The sequence below is a fragment of the Bacillus sp. 220_BSPC genome, assembly GCF_001054655.1.
Lineage (GTDB): Bacteria > Bacillota > Bacilli > Bacillales > DSM-1321 > Peribacillus > Peribacillus frigoritolerans.
In genome coordinates, this window is the sequence record NZ_JVPL01000237.1 from 1 (window position 1) to 5,920 (window position 5,920).

At 37.3% G+C, this 5,920-nt stretch carries 7 protein-coding genes; 4 read left to right on the forward strand and 3 right to left on the reverse strand.

Going from position 1 to position 5,920, the window contains the following annotated elements; translation table 11 throughout:
• The first annotated feature begins 392 nt into the window (after window positions 1-392).
• Both ADA55_RS18380 and ADA55_RS18385 read left to right on the forward strand, forming a co-directional pair.
• On the forward strand, window positions 393-1,502 hold the full coding sequence (locus ADA55_RS18380; protein ID WP_053087427.1) for a D-alanyl-D-alanine carboxypeptidase family protein: 1,110 nt from the start codon (window positions 393-395) through the stop codon (window positions 1,500-1,502).
• Between the two features lie 217 nt (window positions 1,503-1,719).
• A complete protein-coding gene (locus tag ADA55_RS18385; RefSeq protein ID WP_048686540.1) occupies window positions 1,720-2,232 on the forward strand; it encodes a DUF3189 family protein in 513 nt (170 codons plus the stop codon).
• A gap of 195 nt (window positions 2,233-2,427) precedes the next feature.
• Here ADA55_RS18385 and ADA55_RS18390 read toward each other — a convergent pair whose 3' ends face one another.
• Window positions 2,428-2,607, reverse strand: coding sequence for a small acid-soluble spore protein H (locus tag ADA55_RS18390; RefSeq protein WP_048686532.1), 180 nt, complete (start codon window positions 2,605-2,607; stop codon window positions 2,428-2,430).
• Window positions 2,608-2,827: 220 nt separating this feature from the next.
• On the opposite strand from ADA55_RS18390, the gene ADA55_RS18395 reads away from it, so the two are divergent.
• Both ADA55_RS18395 and ADA55_RS18400 read left to right on the forward strand, forming a co-directional pair.
• Window positions 2,828-3,280 (forward strand): GNAT family N-acetyltransferase, encoded by a 453-nt coding sequence (locus ADA55_RS18395; protein ID WP_048686535.1) that lies wholly within the window; start codon window positions 2,828-2,830, stop codon window positions 3,278-3,280.
• Window positions 3,281-3,383: 103 nt separating this feature from the next.
• Window positions 3,384-4,256, forward strand: a complete 873-nt coding sequence (locus ADA55_RS18400; RefSeq protein WP_048686537.1) for an AraC family transcriptional regulator — start codon at window positions 3,384-3,386, stop codon at window positions 4,254-4,256.
• 149 nt (window positions 4,257-4,405) lie between these two features.
• Here ADA55_RS18400 and ADA55_RS30675 read toward each other — a convergent pair whose 3' ends face one another.
• Both ADA55_RS30675 and ADA55_RS18405 read right to left on the reverse strand, forming a co-directional pair.
• Window positions 4,406-4,693 carry a hypothetical protein gene (locus ADA55_RS30675; RefSeq protein ID WP_054399254.1) on the reverse strand — a complete coding sequence of 96 codons (288 nt, stop codon included), beginning with the start codon at window positions 4,691-4,693 and terminating at the stop codon, window positions 4,406-4,408.
• Window positions 4,690-5,637, reverse strand: a complete 948-nt coding sequence (locus ADA55_RS18405; protein WP_213068208.1) for an IS110 family transposase — start codon at window positions 5,635-5,637, stop codon at window positions 4,690-4,692. Before ADA55_RS18405 ends, ADA55_RS30675 begins: the two co-directional genes overlap by 4 nt.
• Window positions 5,638-5,920 lie beyond the last annotated feature (283 nt).

A 5,920-nucleotide genomic window follows, 5' to 3' on the forward strand; every position in this document is an offset into this window, starting at 1 on the left:
CTTGGCAGACAGTCGGCGGAAAGGGAGCGGATTTCTGAAATCAACTGGAATTTTTAAAAGAAAAAACTGCAGTCAAACTCGCTTTTCTTAGAATTTATCTACAGCCAGATCCCTTCCGTTTGAAGGGTTTTTTTCTTGAAAATTAATTGCCAGATATTTAGTGATTTACAGAAAATTTCATTTAATGAGGATTAAATGGAGGATCCACTAAAAGGGTTACAAACCTTTTAAAGTTATTTCAGGAAAGAAAATGAAGGTGATTACCCGAAATGTTTCCAAAATTATTAAGGGGTAATTACTTTTGTATTTCACTTTCAATAAAACAACTTTAAACATTCAGATTTATTTTATTATGACTATATAAGATTTAACTATCATCAAAGGAGCGGCATATGAAAAAGTTTTTCATCATCTTCATTTTGGCTTTAATCCCTTTCGCCTCTACGAAGGTAAGTGCAGAATCTGACTTACCTCTCAATAGTGAAGCCGGGATCATTATTGACGCGAAAAGTGGAAAAGTATTATATGGAAAAAACATGGATAAACGTATGTATCCAGCCAGTCTAACGAAAGTTGCCACGGCGATATATGCTATAGAACACGGGGATAAGAACGAACTAGTGACTGTTAGCAAGAAAGCAGCGAAGGCAGACGGGTCTTCGGTATTTATTGAACCTGGGGAGGAAATAGAGCTTTCCGAATTAATTGCAGGCATGCTGATCAACTCCGGAAATGATGCAGCCATCGCAATTGCCGAGCATATGTCTGGCAGTGAAGAATTGTTCATGGAAGATTTGAATGAGTTTTTAAGAAAAGAAGTAAACATCACCGATACTCATTTTACGAACCCCCATGGATTGTTTGACAAAGACCATTTAACTACAGCCAGTGACCTTGCGAAAATTACCCAATATGCAATGAAAAATGAAACGTTCCGTGAGTATTTTGGGAAGAAGGAGTTACCATGGGAAGTGGAAACCTGGGATACAACTCTAATTACCCATCATAAAATGTTAAAAGGGGAACTCCCCTATAAGGGAATAACCGGCGGGAAAACCGGTTTCGTCAGTCAATCCGGCTACACCCTGATTTCTACTGCCACTAGAGGAGAACAGGAATTGATTGCTGTCACTCTAAAAGCCCCTTCAGACAAAATTGCCTACTCTGATACCAAGCTTTTATTCAACTATGGCTTTGAAAACTTTAAATCAGGCAAAATTGATAAAAAAAGCAAACTTTATTCAGCGGACTACTCTAATTCCTACACGCTGAACGAAGACTTATACTATACTCATTTAATCAGTGATCAACCTAATCTTAAAACGAGTAATGATGGAATTCTCTCAATCATGAACCAAGAAGGGGAAGCAATAAAATCCTTTGACCTTAACACGGTCGCTGATGTTAGGAACACAGTATTGCCTGCCCCGATTAAACAAGAAACAATCAATGATAATCTAATAAAATTTTCTGTCCCATCTCTAGGATTGGGAGGGTTTTAGAACCCGTTACTATACATACCCCAGATTATAAAAAATAAAAGTGTGCCCTTATCATCCACGACTGATAGGGGTACTCTTTTATTATTAGGTCTTGATCATCCAGGACAGGAAACAAGATCATGAATTCGGTATAATTCCCTGCCTACAATAGCCAACTGAATTGGAAATGGAGTATATGACCATAATAAGTATTAAAAAAACTATTAGGGATGATTTCATGATTTATATCTATAATGATTATGGGGGTACACATACCACGTCTTTGGCTGCCGCCTATCATTTAAAACAATTACCTCAATCGGAAAGAAAACTAACTTCGGAAGAAATATTAAATGTAAAATATTTTAATAAATTAACGAAAAAAGAATTTGGAAAGCTGATTTTTCGCGGGATCGATGAAGATGGCAACTCCGTTTATACAATGGGACATAAAAGAGAGAAACTCGTTGTTCCGGCATTAAAAGAATTGACTTTACTACTGGAAGAGAAATTTCACTTTAGCGAAAAAATAGTATTCTCCAATACATCCCCTACTGTCCCAATTGCCATGTCTATAGGGGGATATTTATCAAGAGCATTAAAAATTGATTTCATAGGTGTGCCATTATTAATTATAGGCACCAAACAATGCTGTGATAATATTTTTCGCTTGGTTGAAAACACGAAACAAATAGGAAAAGCAGCGAATGGGGAAAAAGTGATTATAATAGAAAATGAAAAATATAAGTAATCCTATTAAAAACTTACTTAGCCCATCAAAATTCGTTTTTGAAAGTACAGGTTGTGGAATTCAAGTCAACAATTGATGTTGGCTTTTTTTGTTACGCTTCTGGATGGGTACATGCTATACAAGAGGTGGTGCTTGCACTTAATCGAACAATAAACCACCACCCGGAAGTGGAGGTTTATTAATGAATCGAGGAAATTACTGTTCTTGCAGGCTGGTTACAGAAACACTTTGTTTTTTATTTGGATCATCAAGGGGATGGATTGTAGCTGTTCCATTTTGTTTATCCACGTGCTCAATGTAGATACTTTCCTCATTATAGGTTACAGTAACCATATTTGGTGAAGAAGCAATTTCTTCTGCTCGTTGTGCGTTCATTTTAACCACCTCCTTTAAATTTGCAACATGTTTAATATTTGTTCCGATTTACTTAGATATACTAGTTGTAATTAAAATTCTTCCAAGAATCCCTTACTTAACGAACTTGTGGGTGAATTATTTGTATGGCAGTTTTTAAATATTTCGATAACGCAGGATAGTTCAAGATAAAATCAGTTGATATAATTACAGAAAATTAAGAAAGTATAGGGGGGATAAAATGAATAGTAATGGATTTTCGATTTCTACTAATAAAAAGTATTTAGATGTAGATGTAATACATGATTTTTTGAATCAAGAAGCTTACTGGTCAAAGGGAATAACAAAGGAAACAGTAATAAAGTCAATTGAAAATACGACCTTATGTTTTGGGGTTTATAAGGGGGAAATAGGAAATGAAGGTTGTGATCAAGTTGGGTTTGCAAGGGTAATAACCGATTTAACAACCCATGCGTATCTTTGCGATGTGTTTATATTACCTGACTATCGTAAATTAGGATTATCAAAATGGTTAATGGACGTTATCACCAACCATTCCGAACTAAAAGAGGTTCGCAGGTTTATGTTAGCAACGAATGATGCACATTCACTATATGAAAAATACGGTTTTAATCCGATTGATAAACCAGAGCTATTTATGCAAAAAGTCGGTAAAACCCCATTTCAACAATAAGTACTTTTGACACAAAGGGATTAGACCCTGCATAATCGTGCACAGAAAGTCGGATGTTTCATTTCAACTCCTGCTATTCTGTTGATATAAGGGAGGTCATTGAATGGATTCGCTCAAAAATATGAATGGTGCCATTAAATTCATTGAAGAAAATCTTACGAACGAAATTGACTTTAAAGAAGTTGCAAGGCTCGCTCATTGCTCGGAATATCATTTTAAAAGGATGTTTTCCTTCCTTGCCGGTATTTCACTATCCGAGTATATCCGCCGAAGACGACTTACACTTGCAGCGTTTGAGCTTAAAAATAGCAACATGAAGGTCATTGATATTGCGATAAAGTACGGGTACAGTTCACCAGACTCGTTTGCAAGGGCATTTCAGCATTTGCATGGCATCACGCCATCAGAAGCGAGAAGTAATGGCCATTCACTTAAAGCCTTTCCACCGATGTCCTTCCAATTATCCATTAAAGGAGGCAGTGAAATGAACTACCGAGTTGAAGAAAAAGAGGCATTTCGCATAATTGGAATTAAAAAAAGGGTTCCAATCATTTTTAACGGGGTCAATCCAGAGATTGCATCTATGTGGAAAAGTTTAGACGAGAAAACGATAAATGAACTTAAAAACCTATCGAATGTCGAGCCATTAGGGCTGCTTAGTGCATCCGCGAACTTTTCCGAAGGCCGGTTGGAGGAAAAAGGGGAGCTTGATCATTATATCGGCGCAGCAACAACAAGGGAATGTCCAGATAACTTAACGCAGCTGAAAGTTGATGCATCTACATGGGCGGTATTTGAAGCAGTCGGCCCCTTTCCTGAAACACTGCAAAATGTTTGGGGACGCATTTATTCCGAATGGTTTCCATCCTCTAACTATGAACAAAGAGAAGGGCCGGAAATCCTTTGGAATGAAAATAAAGACATAACCTCACCAACATTTAGAAGTGAAATATGGATCCCCGTTATGAAAAAGTAAGTTTAGCAGGCGAAGAATTTATCGGAAAAGCTGTCTTATGGCAGCTTTTTTGTATGAAAACACTTTAGTGAAAGGCCATACTTAAATAAGCCCACCATATTCTAATTTTTTTGAAGGACGTAAATGTACTATGTCGTTATTTTAACTGGTTATGCAGTTTGTTGTTCAGATGGATCGATTGTATAGCCTTTCTTTTTTAGGTATTCGATCATTTTTAACTCTTTGTTATTTTGTTTTTCTTCAAGGTAATTTGAGCCTAGTTCTTGATAGGGTTCCCCTGTTTTTAAGATGTTGTAAGCAATCGTTAGTAGTAAATGAGCAGAAGCGATTCGTCCCTTCATTTTTCCCTGCCTTTTGGTAATCCTTTTTCGATGTGAAGCAATTCGATTATTTTGCCTTGATGTCGCTAGTACACACTCTACAGCCATCGTTTTCAAAGCTTTGTTACCTTGTGTGGTTTTACTCGTTTTTTTTTACCAGCACTTTCGTAATTTCCAGGACTCACACCAGCCCAAGAGGCAAGATGTTTAGCTGACTTAAATACGGACATATCAACGCCCATCTCTGCAATAAAAGTAGCTGCGGCAGCTTTGTTCACACCAGGTATTCCATCCAATAATTCTACTTCCTTACGATAGGGGGACAGGAGTTGATCGATTTGTTTTTCCAATTCTTCTATGGCTTTTTCTAAATAACTCATATGCTCCCAATGGTAACGCAACATATCACGATGATGACGGCGAATACGACCATTAATTGCACTGGCAATGTCAGTAATACTTGCCTTTGTTCGCCAATCCACCATTTTTCGAAGACCATCGGTCTCTATTTTTTCACCGTTTAGAATCGCTTCAAGGATACGGCGTCCCGATACACCAAAAATGTCTGATAATACGGATGTTAGCTTGATATTAGCATCTTGAAGAATTTTGTGAATGCGATTCTGTTCTGATGTGCGATGATGAATCAATTTTTTTCGATAACGAGTAAGATCTCGTAAATCACGAATATCCTCCGGTGGTACAAAATTGCTTTCAATAAGTCCACATCTTAGAAGCTTGGCAAGCCATTCGGCATCTTTCACATCAGTTTTACGTCCTGGAACATTTTTGACATGTCTTGCATTGGCAAGAACAAGGTGAAAAGAACCTTCGAGTATATTCCATATTGGTTTCCAGTAGACTCCGGTACTTTCCATCACAACATCGGATACCTGAAGGGTAGCGAGCCAATCACTTAAAGCCAAGAGTCCTGTTGTTGTAGTTGAAAATGTTTCAATAGAGGTCTTTGGCTTTTGATCTAATGGACCAAATAATACACAGGCTACTACTGTTTCTTGGTGTACATCTAGGCCAGCACACCGTTCAATCATTGCTTCCATAGGAGAAATCACCTCAAAAAAAGATTAACAATACATATGACAGGAGATTTGTTACAAAAATTTTTGTATACGTACTAGCAGTACACTAAATGGTTCTTCCATACTGTCACAACCAGTTTCTTATACAGGGTATCTTCCTTAAGATCCACCAAAAAAAGTTCAGCCTGGTTGTATTGTTATCATCCATTATTGTCAAGGGGTTAATGGGTTAGACTCTATTTTGAGTTTAGATTTTCGTAGTAGATGGTGGCGGCGAGGAGCGCCGCCATAGAAGTTTCTTATG